Source organism: Paenibacillus glycanilyticus (assembly GCF_030161375.1).
Lineage (GTDB): Bacteria > Bacillota > Bacilli > Paenibacillales > Paenibacillaceae > Pristimantibacillus > Pristimantibacillus glycanilyticus_B.
On record NZ_BSSQ01000014.1, the window covers coordinates 376,352 to 394,366 of the forward strand.

Consider the following 18,015-nt stretch of genomic DNA (forward strand, 5'->3'; position numbering starts at 1 on the left):
GTACATTCCACCTTGAAAACATGGCTTAGTTGGCCACGGTTTCGCGGAGAACTTCTTGCAAGGTCGTAATGCCGCGCGTAACTTTGTCCACTCCGTCATCCATCAGTTGAATCATCCCTTGTTTGGCTGCTGCCTCCCGGAGTTCGCTTAAGGAACCGGATAGCGTAATTAACTCGCGGATCTCGTTATTCACATGCAAGACTTCATGAATTGCTACCCTGCCGCGATATCCCGTGCTGCCGCAGTTGCCGCAGCCTCTTCCGCGGTACAGCTTCTCCGCTTGAATCCCCCTGCTCCTGAGGAACAACCTTTCCTGATCGGTAGGTTCATGCGCTTCTTTGCAATCGTTGCAAATCCGGCGTACGAGCCGCTGCGCAACAACGCCTATTAAGGAAGAAGCAATCAGATACGGCTCAACTCCCATATCCCGGAATCGAGTAATGGAGCTAACGGAATCGTTCGTATGCAAGGTGGATAACACCAAGTGGCCCGTCAGGGAAGCGCGTATGGCGATCTCCGCCGTTTCCGTATCCCGGATTTCGCCGACCATGACTACGTTCGGATCCTGACGCAGGATGGAACGCAATCCGGTAGCAAAAGATAAGCCAATCGTAGGGTTAACCTGTACCTGGTTAATGCCGTCAAGCTGGTATTCGACCGGATCCTCGACGGTAATGATATTGGTGTCTTCTTCATTCAGGTGGCTAAGCGCCGAATACAATGTTGTTGTTTTACCGCTGCCCGTTGGCCCCGTAATGAGAAGAATGCCGTAAGGCCGCTCAATCATTTCTTTAAAGACGCTGACGTTATGGTTATTGAAGCCCAGCTGGTCAATGGCCTTCACGCCGGTGCTAAGGTCGAGAAGCCGGAGCACGATTTTCTCGCCGTGAATGGTAGGCAAAGAAGATACGCGGATATCCACGGTCTTGAATTCGAACTGCATCTTCATCCGCCCGTCCTGCGGCAGCCTCCGCTCGGCGATGTTCAGCTTGGACATAATCTTGAGCCTTGCCGTAATAAAACCTTGCATCTGTTTCGGAATAGCCCGTTCCGTGCGGAGTACGCCATCAATCCGATATCGGATCGTTACGCTTGTCTCGCCCGGATCCACGTGAATGTCCGAAGCTCTAAGCTGTACGGCCTGTTGAATCATCTGGTTAACAAGCCTCACAACGGGTGAATCTTCATCTGTAATTTCGGTCTCGCGAATCTCTTCCTGCGTAGGAAGCTCAATCATCATTTGGCTCATCGAGTCCTGCAAGCCGTAATGCCTTGCAATGGCCCGCTGAAGTTCATCTTTGCTTGAGATAGCCGGTTCGATTCGGAAGCCTGTGCTCATGCGAAGCTCTTCGATCGCGAAGTAGTCTAGAGGGTCTGCCATCGCCACCATCAGTTTGCCGCCGTCCTTATGGAGCGGAATTGCCTGGTAACGCTTGGCCATGCTTTCGGGGATGATCTGGGTGATTTCCGGATCAATCTGGTATTTATAAAGACTAACGTGAGGAATCCCAAGCTGGAATTCCAACACTTCAATGAGCTGCTGCTCGGTTATGTATCCTTGTGCGATCAATAAGTCGCCTAACTTTTGCTTCGATTTGCCCTGCTCTTGCAGCGCCTTCTGCAGCTGTTCTTCGGATATTATGGCGCTTTCGACCAACAAATCTCCTAGTCTCTTCTTAATAGCCACCATCTCTTAACAGCCCCATTCTCTTATATCTTCACTAATAGATATAAACGCGATATACAAAATGTATCGAAGTAGGGTCCTATGTACCTAAAATTGTAGACCACAGCACCATTTTTGGCAATATTTATTATATTACTTATTGCATCTAACGACCCTCTGACTTAAACTGATTATAGCGCATAATTACTAGATTTCAAGAAGTTTTTTAGGTATATGGAACTATGTAAACAGAATGTAAAATTGGGAGGATAGGACTATGAAATCAGTAAATTTTCAGAAAAGAATTTCCATCACCTTAGTCATTACTCTCCTTGCGTCGGTATTCGCATTTGTGGGCTACCCGGTGAAACATGCTGAAGCGGCGAATACGTTCGACCTGGGACTCGTGGCGCTGAAATCGTCTGGGAAAGGGAAGTTCGTGAGGGTAACAACAAGCGGCACTACGCCAACCGCTGACTCCAATGATGTATGGAAGGAAGAGTTGTTTGTACTCCAGAAATCCGGCAACTACTACACGCTTAAATCGAACAATACAGGGAAATACCTTACCGCACCAACCAGTACAAGCTCCTCGGTAAAAGCGGACGCTACTTCCGTCACGAATTCGCAGAAATTTTCGATTGCGCAAAATACGGACGGTACCGTATCCTTTCTCGCTTATTCAAAAATCTCAGGTACAAAATATTATTTGGGATCTGCCAGTGACAATTATCTCTATACAGGCAGTTCAACAATAGGCGCAGCCCAAAAGTTCAAACTCACCTCCTACCGCAATGCGATTCGGATCCTCGAAGTGACGGAATCCGGGACTTCTGACCTCTATTCCATTCTAGGCACTAATACTCCAATCCCCTTTACTATCGATACATACAGCATGAAGGAATTTGTCGCTTCCAGGGATGACCTGGACGGTAAATACGATGTCGTATACATTGGCAAAGGTACACTAGTCGACAAAGACAACAAAGCAAAAACTCCGTACAGCATGACCCTTCTTGGCACGCAAACGCAAGGAACCACGCAGAGCAACAACCACAATACAAGCAGCATACAGAACGATATCACGCAGCTTAAGGCTAATGAGATCACCAATGATTTTATTACCAAAGGACTGCCGGTTATCTTCTACAATGATTCAGGCACTTCTAACGGCGTTGAATATCAAGCCGATCTTAGTTCAACCAATAAAGCACTTTTAAAGAAGAACTTCCTTCCTTATAAAACACAGCAAAGCACAACGAGCGTTATTTTCGTTGATTCCACCAATATCTCGACCGCGGATAATTTCATGAGCAAAACTAATTTGCTCGAGAAAGCAAACGTCCGGCCTCAATTAACAGTGACTAGCAAACCAAATGACTACACGGCTAACCAGGCTAATCAATATAAGGCTGGCGATACCATCAGCTTTGGTTACACGATTGATAATGTCGGCGATATCAGCTCTAAAAATATCGAGCTCAACCTGTACATCAGTACGGACAGCGCCCTGCCTTTTGGCGCCGAACAAGTCGTTGCTACGAAGCAGGCGAACAGCGCAAGCGGAACGATCACTTACACGCTGCCGAAAGGTTATTCGGGCATTCAATATTGGCGGCTTGAAGCGGTGGATTTCAACACCAAACTGAAGGATTATACTTCGGGTGTTTACCGGTTCCAGGATCAGAAGATTAACATCAAGGTCCTGCAAGTTATGCCTAATGACAGCAGCGCCAGTTCGCTCAAGGATACAAACAACATGAAATCGGCTTATCTCGCTCCAACATCCGGCAACACAAGCGATGCCTACAGCATCAGCATAGACACCATGAACATGAACACTTTCAACAGTGATGGCTATAAGACTTTAAACGGCAAATACGATATGCTGATTTTTGGTTTCGGCGATATTTACAACAATAACGCGCCGATTAGCGATAATGCCGCGGCTGCCGTTATCACCTTTATTAACACCAAACAAAGCGTCATGTTTACCCATGATACGATTTATAACAGCAGCAACTCGAACAGCCGTAACTGGCTCGACAAATTCCAAGATATAACCGGTCAAATCGCTCCGCGCACGGATCTCGGTCTCGGAGCACCAGAGTCTTCAACAACGACGGAAAAAGTAAACGACGGCTTGTTAACGCAGTTCCCGTTCCTGCTCAGCGATACAACCAATGTCGCAACAACGCATAACCAATACTACACACTTAAATTGGAAGATCCGACGGTCATCCCATGGTATAACATGAGCGGTGGCAAACGGACTTCCGGCGACAGCTGGAACTCGTTCTATACTTACTCCAAAGAGAATGTAACTTACTCAGGTTCGGGTCATACGAATTCCAAGTTCCCCGACTGGGAGCAGCAATTATTCGTCAATACGATGTACCGGGCTTATCTCGGTTCCAACCATGCGCCTCAGTTGACCGTCAACTCGCCGGTAGAGTACAACTCAACAACCAACAACTTCATTCCGTCGTATCAGAACATTTTGCTCAATTATCAAGTCGATGATTTCGACCTTGGGGATCGTGAACTGAAGACTTCCGTTGACTTCACCTACAGTGGCAAAACGGAACATATATTGACGAATGAATCTGTGCTTGCAGGCGGCACCATCAACAAGCAGATTGCCAATCCGCTTCCGAATGGCGGAGATCTGAAGATTGATATTACTGCTACGGACAAGTCCGGCGCTGTCGTCAGCAAAACGATTAACGTAAAAATCGTCAAAGTCGAATCCAATATTGATTTGAGCCGGACGGTGTCCAGCAACGTCAAGGATAACCGGGTTCAAACCAATACAGCAGCTACGTTCACTTATACGATTACTCCAAAACCTATTGCAGCGAGCGGCTCTTTGACTGCTGATCAAATGAAAATAACGAATATTAAATTCAACGAAACGTTGCCCGCGAACTTGGAAGTGACCACTCTTCCTAGCGGATTCACGAAAACCGGTTCGGCAACAACCGGCTATACGGTATCCGGAACACTTAATCAAATCACTTACAGCTTAAACGGAAACAATTATACGGCTGTACCTATGTCATTCGAGATTGGCGTAAAACCAACGAAAGACGGGTTGTACCCGCTTCAGAACGCTGTACTCACGTTTAACGATATTGGCCAGCAAACCGCAAGAACGTTAATGTTCCCAAGCTACGTGCTTGAAGCAGTAACAAAACTGACTTCGCTCAGCTTAACGGATTCAACTCTGCTTGTAGGAGACAGCAGGAAAATGATCCCAACTATTGCACCGCTTAACGCAACTTACGGTTCGGCGTTCACTTGGGAGACTGACCGGCCAGATCTTGTCACAGTCGACAACTCCGGCATCTTGAAAGGCATTGCAGCCGGAACAGCCCGCATTACGGCAAGAGCAACGGATGGCAGCGGATTGATCGCTACAGCAGCCGTAACGGCTATTAAGCCAGGACTTAATATTGTCGGTCAGAACCGTGTCGCAACAGGAGATTCCATTAATTTAGCTGCAAATCTGTATACAGCCGATTACGAGAAAATTACAAGCTATCAATGGAGTATCACAACGGGCTCAAGCAAGATCAGCTTAACCGGATCAACCAATAGCACAGTCTCCGTGACTGGAAATAGTATCGGAACAGCTACTGTACATCTAACGGTTGGAACGGACCAGAGCAACAAATACGAAAGTGATATAACTATAACCGTGTATAAAAAGGTAACCTCCATTACAGTCACCGGAACCAAAATGTTTGTTGGAGATACCTATCAACTTAACCCTGTTGTAGGCCCATCAGACGCAACGGATAAATCTATTGTATATTTGCCAAGCAGCGACTCTAGCGTAGCTACCGTTAACAGCTCCGGACTTGTTACGGCGGTTGGTGCCGGAGAAGCAAGAATTACCGTGCAAGCCCAAGACGGCAGCGGAGTTACGGGTACTGCGGTTATTACCGTAGTTAAACGCACTCTGGTCACTTCCATTGATTTGACGGGTACAACCATGCAGGTTGGATCGACGTATCAGCTTAATCCTGTCGTAAGTCCTGCAGACGCAACTAACAAATCGGTCACTTGGACGAGCAGTAAACCGAACATCGCAACCGTAAATAGCACAGGACTTGTTACTGCTGTTAGTGTTGGTGAAACCACGATTACCGCACAAGCCCAAGACGGCAGCGGAGTACAGGGTACAGCGGTTATTACCGTTATTAGAACGATTCCGGTCGCTTCCATTGCGATAACGGATACAACATTGGTAGTTGGCTCAACCTATGACCTTAATCCGGTTATAAGCCCATCGGATGCAACCAATAAAACAACTACGCTATCAAGCAGTAATCCAAACATCGCAAACGTAAACAGTTCCGGAATTGTCACAGCCGTAAGCGCTGGAGTAGCTGTAATAACGGTTCAAGCTCAAGACGGCAGCAATGTAAAAGGGACAGCGACAATTACGGTTATAAATCCGGCGGCCGTAATCACGGGACCAACCAGCTTAGAGCTTGGAACCGATGGAACAATGAACGCCAGCCTTCAGCCGCAAATCCCAGGCGATGCAATAAACGTTATTACATGGTCGTTTACCGAAGGTGTTGATCAGGTCACTGTTAAGGGATCAACAACAGGCACTTCTCTTACATTTACCGGCAAAAAAGCAGGTAAAATAAAGATTAAAGCAACCATCCGGACAAATAGCGGCAAAATCTTTACGGCAGAACAAGAAATAACCATTAAGTCCGTTAGATTGCAGCTAGAAAAGACGTACCGCATCAAAGTCGGAACAAGCAAAGAACTGTTTGATGCCCTTGCTTCCAGTCCAGCAGCAGGCAAAAACAATATTAAAGGCGATCTGGCGTGGACTTCGAGTAATCCGGCGATTGCCAAAGTTGACGCGAACACAGGTCGCGTTACCGGAGTAAAGACTGGGACGGTAACCATCACGGTCACCTACAGAAATGATCCATCCATCACCGCCAAGACGACTATCATCGTGGAAAGAAATTCAAACGGCGAGAAATACTAATATTCACAAAAGGAATGACCCGGTTGTTATAGGGTCATTCCTTTTTATTCGACGCCAAAACAAAAGCAGCCCCTAAGTCACGGTAATGACTTAAGGGCTACTATTTTGTGATTATGAATTTGATGCCACTAACTGCTTTTTCCCTACAATAACGCTTAACTTCTTTACGCGGGGCAAGCCTTCGTATTGATTCTCGAACAAGTCATAATCGTAGTTGATTATAAACCGTGAGTCTTCTTTGGTGAGTGAGTTTTGCGGTCTCGGATCAAATATAATATCGGAATCTCCCTCCGAGGCTTTCCCCAGCACGGCATTAATCGTTAAATCACCTTTTGAGAAGAATCCTCCCCTTAACCAGAAGATCGAGCCTACGCCATAGAGCTCCGCATCTTGATCGGTATAAAAGAAAGCATCAAGGATATTTGGTTTGTTCGGACTATAAGTGCCAAAGTCATTAAAGGAGTCGACCTTGTTAACCAGTACGGGCCCTTTCGAGATCATAATCAGCTGCTGGCGATCCCCATTGTTCTGAATCCCTTGAATTTGCGCGTCTTCTATGGTTGTACTTCCCAGTGTAAAGATCGTGGAATCGACTTTCACTGAATCGCTTATAAAGACATTGCCTGTTACAAGAATGTTTGCTTTAACGACAAGCGGATCGCTGGAATAGTTGGAGATCGTCAAATCACCGTTTACAATCAGCCATTTATGTTGGTTCTTTTTGGCATCATCGGTATAAATCATGTTTTTATAATCAATGCCGTCAAGTGCCAGGTTACCGTTAAACATAACCGTACTGGATAAAGAGTTGAAGTGTACAAAATAAGCCTCGTAATCTGCTAATTTCTTATCATAATCAGCCATCAAGGCCTCGTCATCCAGATCCGTAGGCAAAGTTGGCTTTGGAGGAGGCCCTTCGGTGTACTGCACGCCGCTGCCGGCTTTCAGCAGGGACACAAGACTGTTGAAACTTCCGGTTGTTCCGCTATTCGCGATTCCGGAATCCACGGCAGATTTAATATCGCTGCGATTTACCTTCGTAGCCTCTTCCGCCTTGTCGATGAAGGATTCGGCAACGTTAATGGAGATAAACTTCTGCTGATCGCGAAGCTGAATGTTTTTGTTCTCCACGCCAAGCAATTGCTGCAACGTCAGGTTAGTTCGCGAATACGGCTGATACTTGCCGCTAATGTCCAATACTTTAATGGAATCCATATTCTGAATAAAAATATCGCCTTCAAAATACGGATATTTTGTCTCTTTCTTTTTATCCGGATCATTATTGTAGACATATTTGGCTGTATTGCTAATCAGAAATTCATGTCCGGCATAGATATTGCCAAGTCCATAAGCAGCACCGTTAATAATAACATCATTCTCAGAACCAAAAGCATAGTTGAGGAAATCCGGATAAGCCCCTATTGTAATCAGCTGGGTTAACTTCCTCTTCACCTTGTTCACTTCTGCTTCTGCGGTCAGGTTCAGCTTATAGCTGGTCTGATCGCCGATGTTCACCTGCTCCATGGTGATGTCCGTAATTTTCCCGCTAGCTCCCTGGAAGCTGGATTTGGTGTCTCTTTTCTTCAACTCAATCACGGCATTATTCATCAAGACTGAAAGTTCCTCGGGAGCAATATCTTCCCTGCCGTCGTATTTGGTGACGAGATAGGAAGCTGCTTCGCTTAACGTTTTTTCCGCAAGATGCAGGCTCTGCACATCGCTTTCCCGCGTTTCCGCCCGCGTTGCCCCGCCAAGCGTGGAGCTGACCACCGCCGTGCCCAATATCGTCAGAAGCAAGATCATAAACAAAACCATAACTAGCGCATATCCTCGCTCTCGATCATTCCCCAGTGGCATGCAGCCTTCCTCCTAAAACCCGAATTTACTTTCCAGAGTCAGCTGCTGATTGCGGCCGTTATGCTTCTGCTCAAGCACAAGCTTGATCGTAATAAGACCGCTGCTGCATTCCGTTACATTCGTGCTGCATTTGAGCTCTATGGCCGAAGTTTCTGATGAAGCATTCGTCTGATCCGGCAATTCGACTTCCGATCTTGTATCAATAATCCGGTCGCCGATGTGAAGTTGCTTGTTCTGGAAAAAGATCTTCCTATCTTCCGGCGTCCCCACATCCCGTATGAGCTTAACACCATCCGGATCGGCCGCTATTAAGTCCGGTCCATACGAATACAATTCCGTTATGATCGAGGACATAAGCAAATCCCCATCGTCCCGCAGGGCATTTTCCGTTTCGATTCGGTTGTATGTATTCATGCCAAAGGTAATAACCGAGAAAATAATTCCTGCCGCGATTGAAAGCAAGGTCATCGACGCAATCAGCTCAACGAGCGTGAGTCCCTGCTCTTCGCTCCGCCATTTCTTAACGAACTCTCTCACTGGCGATATACCCCTCCACTTCCGCCGCGTTACGCGCGCTCGCTGTTCCGTTCACTTTCTCAACCCTTACCAGAACAGGCAGCAGTTCTTCCGCCATATTTTTCGTATCCGAATTGTTGAGCATATCGTTATGCATATCCCTCTGATAAATGACGGAAATCGTGTACTGAACATTGTTGATGTTGGGGTTTAGAATCTGCTGCAAGATCGAGGAGTCTTCCGCCAGTTGACTGACGTTGGCGTCACAGCCAGATACCGGGCAAGTAATTGCCGTGTTGGTGGTGTTCGCGAAATAAGTATGTATCGGTTCATAAGACTGCTTCTCCATGTAGAAGAGCGCGTTGCGCGCCAAGTTGACCATAACCGTCTTGCTCTGATTGCCTTTCGCATAAGTAAGTGCGTTCGTGAAGAAGGAGGTGAGCACCAGACTGACCACCGACAAAATAACGAGAGCAGCCAATACTTCCACCAAAGTTAATCCGGATTCATCCGTTCCGCGCCGAATCCATTTCATCGGAATAGCACCTACCATCTACCAGCATTTTATTATCGCTAAAACTACTTCTATTTTACTATAAACTAGCTAATTTTACCATGAAACCTAATTCTAATTTCATAGATTTTGAGTGAGAATAATAAGTCTATAGAACTATCTCCATGCCAACAAAAAAAGCCGCCCCAATGGTCATTATAGATGACCTCGGAACAGCCTTTGGTTAATTTCTTTACTTCACGATCGCAATCGCCAGACCGTCATATCCCGGGAGCACCGTACTCATCAGGCGTTCGTCGCTTGCGATTTGCTGATTGAAGCTGCGGACGGCCTTGACCGACGGGCCTTCTTTGGCCGGGTCCGTCGTGCGGCCGCGCAGCAGGATGTTGTCGCCGATAATGACGGCTCCCGGATTCGAGAGGGCAATCGCATGCTCCAGGTATAGCGGGTACCCTTCTTTATCCGCATCGATGAAGAAGAAATCAAACTTTCTTCCTTCTTCCTGCAGCTTAACCAAGCTTTCGCGGGCATCGCCGATCCTATATTCTACAACATCGCCTAATCCCGCTTCCGTCATATGTACCTTCGCGACTTCCGCGTATTCTGCTTTCAATTCTAATGAAGTAAGAAGCCCGCCTTCCGCCAGCCCCCGCGCGATGCATATGCCGCTATAGCCGCCAAGCGCGCCAATCTCCAAAGCCGTCTTGGCTCCGTTCATCTTGGCAAGCATCGTCAATAACCGGCCGTATCCGTCAGCAATCGAAATATCGGGCATGCCGCGTTCCGCGATCCCTTGTTTCGTGCGAATAAGGTCCTGATCCTCGCTATATAAACCGTCTACATATTGCTCGTCTGTCAAATTACTCTCAACCTCTCTATTTTTACAATTTGTAAAAGCTACCCTGTTTGTCCTATACTTGATTGTATGATTTTGACCGTGTGGATACAACTCATGTTTTCACAGGTAAGGGGAGAATGGAAATAATGACAACGATTAACCTGATCGCTACCGCGCCGATGGGACTGGAAGCGATCGTTGCGCGCGAGCTGAAAGCTCTCGGCTATACGGACCTTCAGGTGGAGAACGGCCGCGTCCGTTTCACCGGGCAGCCGATTGATATTTGCCGCACCAACCTGTGGCTTCGCTCCGCCGGACGCATTCTCGTTAATATGGGCGAATTCAAGGCAACAACGTTCGAAGATTTGTTCGAAGGAACAAAAGCGCTCGACTGGCCGGAATGGATTCCGGAAGACGGTGAATTCCCGGTGAACGGCCGCTCGCAGAAGTCGCAGCTCACCAGTGTTCCAGCCTGCCAAAGTATCGTAAAAAAAGCGGTTGTAGAGAAAATGAAGGACCGCTACGGCACGGAATGGTTCCATGAAGACGGCGGCCAATATGTCATCGAAGTCACTTTGATGAACGATACGGCGATGCTGACGCTCGACACAACCGGCCCAGGCCTCCATCAACGCGGTTACCGGAAATTTTCTACCGAAGCTCCAATCCGCGAGACGATGGCTGCTGCCCTCGTAGACCTCAGCCGCTGGAATCCGGAACGTCCGCTTTACGATCCATTCTGCGGATCCGGCACTATTCTTGTTGAAGCAGCCATGATGGCATGGAACATTGCTCCCGGCCTGCGCCGTTCGTTTAACGCAGAAGGCTGGCCGCTTGTCCCGAATGAACTGTGGGACGAAGCGCGCGAGGAAGCTTTTGACGCGGTGAAGGATGATATCCCGCTCCAAATCGCCGGTTCCGATATTGATCCTTATGCGATTGAAATTGCGGAAGCTGCCGTTAAAAAGGCTGGATTTGGCAAAGAAATCAAGTTAAAGGTCATGCCCGTTTCGAAAATCAAGCCGGAAGGCGATTATGGCGTCATTATTACGAACCCGCCTTACGGCGAGCGTCTCGGCGATGACAAGGAAGCGGAGATGGCGCTTATGCAATTCGGCCGTTCGGCTCTGTATCTTCCAACATGGTCCTTCTTCTCGATCACTCCTTCGAAGACGATGGAGCACTATTTCGGCAAGGTGGCAGATAAGAAACGTAAGCTGTTCAACGGACGTATCGAATGTACCTATTATCAATTCTTTGGTCCATTGCCTCCCCGGAAATAACAGAAAGGAATTTTTACAATTATGCTTAGCTATACCAATCAACCAAACGCCGCTCGCCGTATGATGCGGTTCACCCTAGACTGGCTGAACCGCTTGAAGGGCGTCGACGTTTTCTTCTTTTTTGTCGTGATGTTGTTAAAACAGCTGTGGTTCAACCGTCTCATTCATGTCCCGAATATGGATATGAACGGTTACGATACGGTTGTCGCCATCGGCACGCTTGCTCTCGTTACATTTTGGACGTTCTGGCTGCCTACCCGCGGCCGGATTATTGCGTTAATCGTGCTCGACATCTTGTTATCTTTCATCATGTATGCCGATCTTATCTATTACCGTTATTTCCAAGACTTCATCTCCGTACCCGTGCTTTTGCAGGCTAACCAAGTAGATTCGCTTGGCGAAAGTATAGGGACGCTGATGCATGCCAAAGATTTTCTGCTGGCGATTGACTGGTTGCTCGTTATTCCATTCGCGGTATACGTGATTTGGAAGGGCCGGTCCGATCTGCGCCGGGATTCTTATGGCTACGGCTATTCGTCGTCTCCGCGGAAGTCCTCCGTATGGCGTAAAATAACGATCCGTGTTGCCGTAAGCGCCGCAATCTTCGCAATCGGAATGACCATGTCGATCGGCAACGTCAACGAAGCGAAAAAAACGTGGGCGCTTGGCCTTTTCGACGGCAACTGGTGGAATGTCTCGCTCTACAACGTAACCGGTATCGTTGGTTTTCACGGCTATGATATATACCGTTACGCAAAGCTGCATTGGGTGGACTCCGAGCAAGCATCGGCCGAGGAAACGGCGGAGGCTTTAGCCTTTACCGAAACACGCGGCGATAACCGCCAGGCGCTCGAGTCGGATCCGACATTTGGCGAATATAAAGGCAGCAACGTTATTCTCGTACAGATGGAAGCTTTCCAGAACTTTATGATCGGCAAATCGATCGGCGGTCAGGAGATTACGCCAAATCTGAACAAGCTGGTGAAGGAAAGCGCGTATTTCAGCCAATTCTATCATCAGACGGCACAAGGCCGGACATCGGATGCCGATTTCCTGAGCAACTGTTCGCTGCAGCCGCTTATGAGCGGTTCGGTCTTTATCCAATATCCCAATCATCAATATAATTGCATGACGGGCACGCTTAAGGAGAACGGCTACACGACGGCCGCGTTCCACGCCTATGAAGGCGGGTTCTGGAACCGGAATACGATGTACGCCAATATGGGTTACGATACGTTCTATAGCAAAAAGAATTACACGATCGACGAACCGGTAGGCTGGTCGCTTGGCGATACGTCGTTCTTCCGGCAATCCGCCGATATAATTGCGAAGCAACAAGAACCTTTCTATTCGTTCCTGATTACGCTCTCCAGCCACTATCCGTTTACGATGCCGGAAGCGGACCAGACGCTGGATGTCGGCGAGCTGGACGGCACGCTGATGGGCGATTATTTGCAGTCCATCCATTACGTCGATGCTTCCATCGGCAGCTTCATCGACGATTTGAAAGCCAAAGGTCTCTGGAATAACACGATTGTTGCATTCTACGGCGATCATGACAATTCCATCCGGGATTGGAGCTTGTTCGAGAAATTCCTCGGACAACCGCTGAATGACCTGCAGCGCGAAATGATCCTGAAGCAGGTGCCGTTTATCGTGCATCTGCCGGACGGCAAATATGCCGGCACGCATACAAACGTAGGCGGCCAGCTGGATGTTACGCCAACGCTGCTGCACCTGCTTGGCATTTCGACGGCTGACAAGACGCTGCTCGGTCAGCCGCTTATTACGAGCCAGCCGCAGAGCAAGCTGGTCGTGCAAAGGAACGGTGCCTTCACCGACGGCACCGTGTATTACATGCCTTCCGGCGATGCGGTCGCCGAGAACGGCAAGTGCTGGAACATCGCGGCGAATGCGCCTACCGATGTGCAAAGCTGCCTCGGCAGCGTCGACGACGCGCGCGCCGAGTTGTCCATGTCCGATCAAATCGTGCAGCATGATTTGATCGCATCGTTCCGCGCAGCCGCCGTAGAGGCAAGCGCGGACGGCGGCGAGGCAACCGCCGTGAGTACCAGCGGCGCGGGCAAGTAGCGCCGCGCCTAACAAAGGGCATCCCCCTCAGGTCACAATCGACCTTGAGGGGGATGCCCTTTATTCAATCTTTCGCATGTGCTTTCAGCCAATCCAGCACTTCATCAATCGTCTTCACCGGCACGATGTTCAGTCCAGGCGCAGCAGCCTTCGCTGCTTCAAGCGATGCCGCCGGTACAAAGAACACGTCCGCGTCCGTACGGCTGACGGCATATGCCTTCTGCGGAATGCCGCCAACCATGCCTACGGAGCCGTCCGGTTCAATGGTACCGGTGCCGGCTACTCGGACGCCATGCGTCACCCCGCCCGGCGTTAGCTGATCGATCAGCGCGAGCGTCAGCATAGCGCCATGCGACGGACCGCCGATATGAGCAATGTAATGGCGGAAGGAGACTTGGCGCGGAATATCCGCATGCCAATCATTATCCGCCGCGATGCCGAATACAGCGCGTCTTGGCAAGTCACCCGCCGCTTCCGTTTCGCCGGTTGGCGCTTTGACTTCAACCGTTTCCTTGCCGCGCCTGAGCGTTACCTTCACCTGTTCACCGGGCTCGACCTGTTTCACCATATAATCCGTTAGCTCTGCCATATTGCTAATCTGATGTCCGTTCAATGCAATGATGACATCGCCGGCCTTAATCAGCGACTTCGCAGGCGCGTTATCGGCAACGGCCACAACCCGGGCACCGGTAAACTCAATCCCTTTGCCTAAGCCCGCCTTCTCCATTGCAATCGCACCTGCCACGTCATCCGCGCCTTGCTTCATCTGGACGACTTCCGTGTACGACTCCGTGAGCGGCGGTTCGTCCTTGCTTCTTTTCTCGAAGCTATACATCGGCAGCAGCTTGGCATACAGCCAATCCGCAGGCACGGCAATCCGCTCGAACACTAATACGCCGCTGATCCTGCCTTCGGGCTTACCGCCTTCTACATGCGCATACCGGTTCATCCCCATCGTAAGACCCGGATAGGTGACATTGTAGTTTGTAGGAAAAGCAAAGCAGGCTATTAACGCAACTAAAGCCAAGAGGCACGCTAAACTTCGCCAAGGCCACCTCAGCGACTTGCCAACACCGGACAGCCTGCGCTGCACCGTATCGCTCCAGATCAAATCCACGAACAAAACGAGCAGCCCGGCTCCAAGCACGGCAAGCCCGATGATCAGATCATCCGGTTTAACTAGCAGAAATACGAAACCTGCCATACTTGCCGCAAGAAGCAGCACGCGCACGCACAGCAGCATCCGTCTGCGAGTTCCTCGGCCCCCATCCATCCACAGCCGCCTAATGCCAACGGCTGCCCCAATCCCCCATAACAACGGAATCAAGGCTAAGCCATATAACAAATCATCGATCATATCAATCCAGAGCATGCCGGAGGAAGTCTGCAGCGGCGCGGGCAGCCAGATCAACTCCGCAGCCAGGATAAAGAACAGAACCACAATCATCCCGGCCAAATAATAACGGGCATGGCGAATCATTCGCGTATACCTCCCCATTTAAAAAAAGACCCAACATCTGATGTTGAGTCTTTTCCATTCCAATCTTATCTATACCCGCTTCTAGCTCTTAGTGATCGCCGCTATTGCCTTTGGACGGGTTGGTGATTGCAAAACCTTCCTCCGGCACGTAGAAGTAATCGATACGTACGCCGTCGAGGAACTCGTTATCCTTCTCAAGGATTACGTCAATTTCTTTGTCCGTGGATACAACAACATCCTTCTCGTTAGCATCGTCGATCGCAAGACCGTAATGAGCATGATCGCCATGCGAATGCGTAATGTATACGCGAAGCTTCTTGCCTTCGTTCTCGGGCTTGTCCAATTCCAATTTCAACATTTTTGCCGCATTGCGCGTAATTTTTACGTTCATATCTATCTTCTCCTTCTCAACCTTGAATGGGTAACATTACCTGATCCTATTATACTTCTTCTCCATCCGCCGGGCAAACCATTCGGCAAGCAGCATCGTCACCGCGATATCGTCAACAGGCATAAAAGGTATGGCGTCGGGAAGTACCCAATATAATATAACCGGCACCAGAAATAATAACTTGTCCGTTATAGCGACCTCTCTTGCGATAATCAGCTTGTAGATTCGGACAAACGTATTTTTCCAATGACGCAGAGATAACCATTTGCGCATGAGGCACACCACCTTCAATGGCTTTTGCCGAACATTATAGCATAGGCGTGCCCCGGAAACATCTTTATTCGTTAACCCGTATCAGCGCTGAATCCGGACAAACTCGCTAAGCAAAGGTCCGATCCTTGCATAAATGTCGTTAAACTCCCCGGGTGGCAGCGGATTTACGCCTAGTCCCGCTTCCACGGTAAACCCGGGCTTCCGGAATCGCTGAATGAACCAATCCTTGTACCCCGCATCGCTCCCGGTCAGCTTCACCGGTTTGTAGCCGCTCACGCCTCCAAGCCGGTCCGCTTGGCTCTCCGCATGCTCAGGTTCATACTCCCGGTAGTTCCAATAAATCTCCTCGCCTTGCGTATGAAGGGCAAGAACGGAGTCGAACTGCAGCGACAACGTCAGACGGGCCAAAGCTTGCGCTTCAGGTTCGCTTAGCGGGAACGGGCCGGGGAAATCGCGTGGTCCCGGACCTTCCATTCCTCTGCGCAGCCTTTCCTCTTCCCAGTGGGCGGGAAATTGATCGTTCAAATCGACACCGCGTATATTGGCTTTCCATTGATCGAATTGTTCAGACCCTCTATTCATGGCGAGCAGCTGTTCCCGATAAGGATTCCCCGGCTCAATCCCCTCCAATGACAACTGTACGCCGTCGGGATTTACCATCGGCACAAACCATACTTCCGTCTCCCGGTACAACTGGCAAGCTTGTTCTCCGAATAGGTTGCCGTCGCCAACGCAAGCGCCCGCCCACTCCTCGGCAAACCGCATAAGCAGCGGGGTTGTAATCCATTCATTGGCATGGAATGAACCGTTCATATGTATTCGCCTGGCACCTTCCCCGCATTTAATCGCCAAGATCGGCTTGCCGAGCACGCTATGTCCTATAACATATCCCCTGATAAAAGGATACGTTCGGATCAGCTTGTCACAATCCGCCACCATCTCGCAATACCCGTATTGCCCGTTAACGAAGCTCACCATGACCATTTCCCCCTTAGCTCCTACATCGGCTGTCATCTTTAACATGCTATTCACATGAGATGCAGCACATACCAAGGCTTAAGGCGCAGCCAAATTAAAAGGCCGTCCGCGCGCCGCTATTGCGCGGAGCAGGACGGCCATTATTGTCATGGTTATCCGATCTGAGGGACTTGCCATACGACCGGCGTCAATTCAATCTGTTCGCCAAGCCATTGCTGGGCAATCGATTTAAATATCCGGTGATCGCCGCTGCAGAAAAACTGATGAAGCGGCATTTCCTCGCCATGCGACAACTTGCCTTTGTCATGGAGAATGGCGCTGACTTCACGGGCTGTTTCTTCCGCTGAGCTGATCAAGGTGATGTCAGGACCAATAACTTCCTGAATAACTTCGGACAGAAACGGATAATGCGTACAGCCAAGAATCAAGCTGTCCATCGGGTAGCTGCGAAGATGGCCAATGGACCTCCGAATCGTGTCGTACGTTTCAAAGGAACGGAAATTGCCCTTCTCAACAAGCGGCACAAATTGCGGACAAGCCTCGCTAATTACATGTACATGCGGCGAGATCTCCCTCAACGCATCTTCATAGGCACCGCTGTTAATCGTTCCTTCGGTGCCGATAACGCCAATACAACCGGTAAGCGTACGGCCAATGGCCGCTCTGGCTCCCGGCTTAATAACGCCAACTACCGGAACGGTAACCTTTGCGCGTATATCCTCCAGAGCAAAAGCGGTAGCGGTGTTACAAGCTATAACAATCATTTTAGGACGGAATTGAATGAGATAATCTACGATTTCACGCGTAAACCGAGTCACTTCTTCCGGATCGCGGGGACCGTAAGGAGCTCTGACCGTATCGCCAAAATAAACGATTTTTTCACGCGGCAGCTGGCGCATGACCTCTCTGGCGACGGTAAGGCCGCCTACGCCTGAGTCTAGTATCGCAATCGGTTGCTGCACAAACACACCGCTTTCTTGAACTTTATGTTGTATACAAGATTTATGAGGGTAGGAGACCTAAAGCTTCAATACTATATGAAACTGGGCACCAAAACGTACCTACGCATCTCATCTTAATGAAAGGACAACGTTCAAGGAATGCAAGG

General features: G+C 49.2%; 13 protein-coding genes. 3 read left to right on the plus strand and 10 right to left on the minus strand.

Annotated features, from left to right (window positions below; translation table 11 throughout):
• Positions 1-25: 25 nt before the first annotated feature.
• Entirely contained in the window at positions 26-1,690 is a 1,665-nt protein-coding gene (locus QQK89_RS18240) for a GspE/PulE family protein (protein WP_284240067.1), read from the minus strand.
• 253 nt (positions 1,691-1,943) lie between these two features.
• On the opposite strand from QQK89_RS18240, the gene QQK89_RS18245 reads away from it, so the two are divergent.
• On the plus strand, positions 1,944-6,686 hold the full coding sequence (locus QQK89_RS18245) for a DUF5057 domain-containing protein (RefSeq protein WP_284240068.1): 4,743 nt from the start codon (positions 1,944-1,946) through the stop codon (positions 6,684-6,686).
• Positions 6,687-6,797: 111 nt separating this feature from the next.
• Here QQK89_RS18245 and QQK89_RS18250 read toward each other — a convergent pair whose 3' ends face one another.
• The 4 genes from QQK89_RS18250 to QQK89_RS18265 all read right to left on the minus strand — a co-directional run bounded on the left by QQK89_RS18250 (position 6,798) and on the right by QQK89_RS18265 (position 10,432).
• Positions 6,798-8,543, minus strand: a complete 1,746-nt coding sequence (locus tag QQK89_RS18250; RefSeq protein WP_284240069.1) for a hypothetical protein — start codon at positions 8,541-8,543, stop codon at positions 6,798-6,800.
• A 12-nt stretch (positions 8,544-8,555) separates the two neighbouring features.
• The gene (locus tag QQK89_RS18255; protein ID WP_284240070.1) at positions 8,556-9,080 is read right to left on the minus strand and encodes a PilW family protein; all 525 of its coding nucleotides are present in this window, start codon (positions 9,078-9,080) and stop codon (positions 8,556-8,558) included.
• Positions 9,064-9,594 carry a type IV pilus modification PilV family protein gene (locus tag QQK89_RS18260; protein WP_284240071.1) on the minus strand — a complete coding sequence of 177 codons (531 nt, stop codon included), beginning with the start codon at positions 9,592-9,594 and terminating at the stop codon, positions 9,064-9,066. Before QQK89_RS18260 ends, QQK89_RS18255 begins: the two co-directional genes overlap by 17 nt.
• A gap of 211 nt (positions 9,595-9,805) precedes the next feature.
• Positions 9,806-10,432, minus strand: coding sequence for an O-methyltransferase (locus QQK89_RS18265; RefSeq protein WP_284240072.1), 627 nt, complete (start codon positions 10,430-10,432; stop codon positions 9,806-9,808).
• Positions 10,433-10,557: 125 nt separating this feature from the next.
• Between QQK89_RS18265 and QQK89_RS18270 the strand changes: the two genes are divergently transcribed.
• Complete coding sequence (locus tag QQK89_RS18270; RefSeq protein WP_284240073.1) at positions 10,558-11,694, plus strand: THUMP domain-containing class I SAM-dependent RNA methyltransferase; 1,137 nt, start codon at positions 10,558-10,560, stop codon at positions 11,692-11,694.
• A gap of 21 nt (positions 11,695-11,715) precedes the next feature.
• Positions 11,716-13,785 carry an LTA synthase family protein gene (locus QQK89_RS18275; RefSeq protein WP_284240074.1) on the plus strand — a complete coding sequence of 690 codons (2,070 nt, stop codon included), beginning with the start codon at positions 11,716-11,718 and terminating at the stop codon, positions 13,783-13,785.
• 64 nt (positions 13,786-13,849) lie between these two features.
• Here QQK89_RS18275 and QQK89_RS18280 read toward each other — a convergent pair whose 3' ends face one another.
• The 5 genes from QQK89_RS18280 to racE form a co-directional block, all read right to left on the minus strand.
• Positions 13,850-15,265, minus strand: coding sequence for a PDZ domain-containing protein (locus tag QQK89_RS18280; RefSeq protein WP_284240075.1), 1,416 nt, complete (start codon positions 15,263-15,265; stop codon positions 13,850-13,852).
• An 88-nt stretch (positions 15,266-15,353) separates the two neighbouring features.
• Entirely contained in the window at positions 15,354-15,656 is a 303-nt protein-coding gene (locus QQK89_RS18285; protein WP_284240076.1) for an iron-sulfur cluster assembly accessory protein, read from the minus strand.
• A gap of 36 nt (positions 15,657-15,692) precedes the next feature.
• Entirely contained in the window at positions 15,693-15,929 is a 237-nt protein-coding gene (locus QQK89_RS18290; protein WP_284240077.1) for a hypothetical protein, read from the minus strand.
• An 81-nt stretch (positions 15,930-16,010) separates the two neighbouring features.
• Positions 16,011-16,907, minus strand: a complete 897-nt coding sequence (locus tag QQK89_RS18295; RefSeq protein WP_284240078.1) for a M14 family metallopeptidase — start codon at positions 16,905-16,907, stop codon at positions 16,011-16,013.
• Positions 16,908-17,059: 152 nt separating this feature from the next.
• Positions 17,060-17,869: a glutamate racemase gene (gene racE / locus QQK89_RS18300; RefSeq protein WP_284240079.1), complete on the minus strand. Its 810-nt coding sequence runs from the start codon at positions 17,867-17,869 to the stop codon at positions 17,060-17,062.
• Between the last annotated feature and the right edge of the window lie 146 nt (positions 17,870-18,015).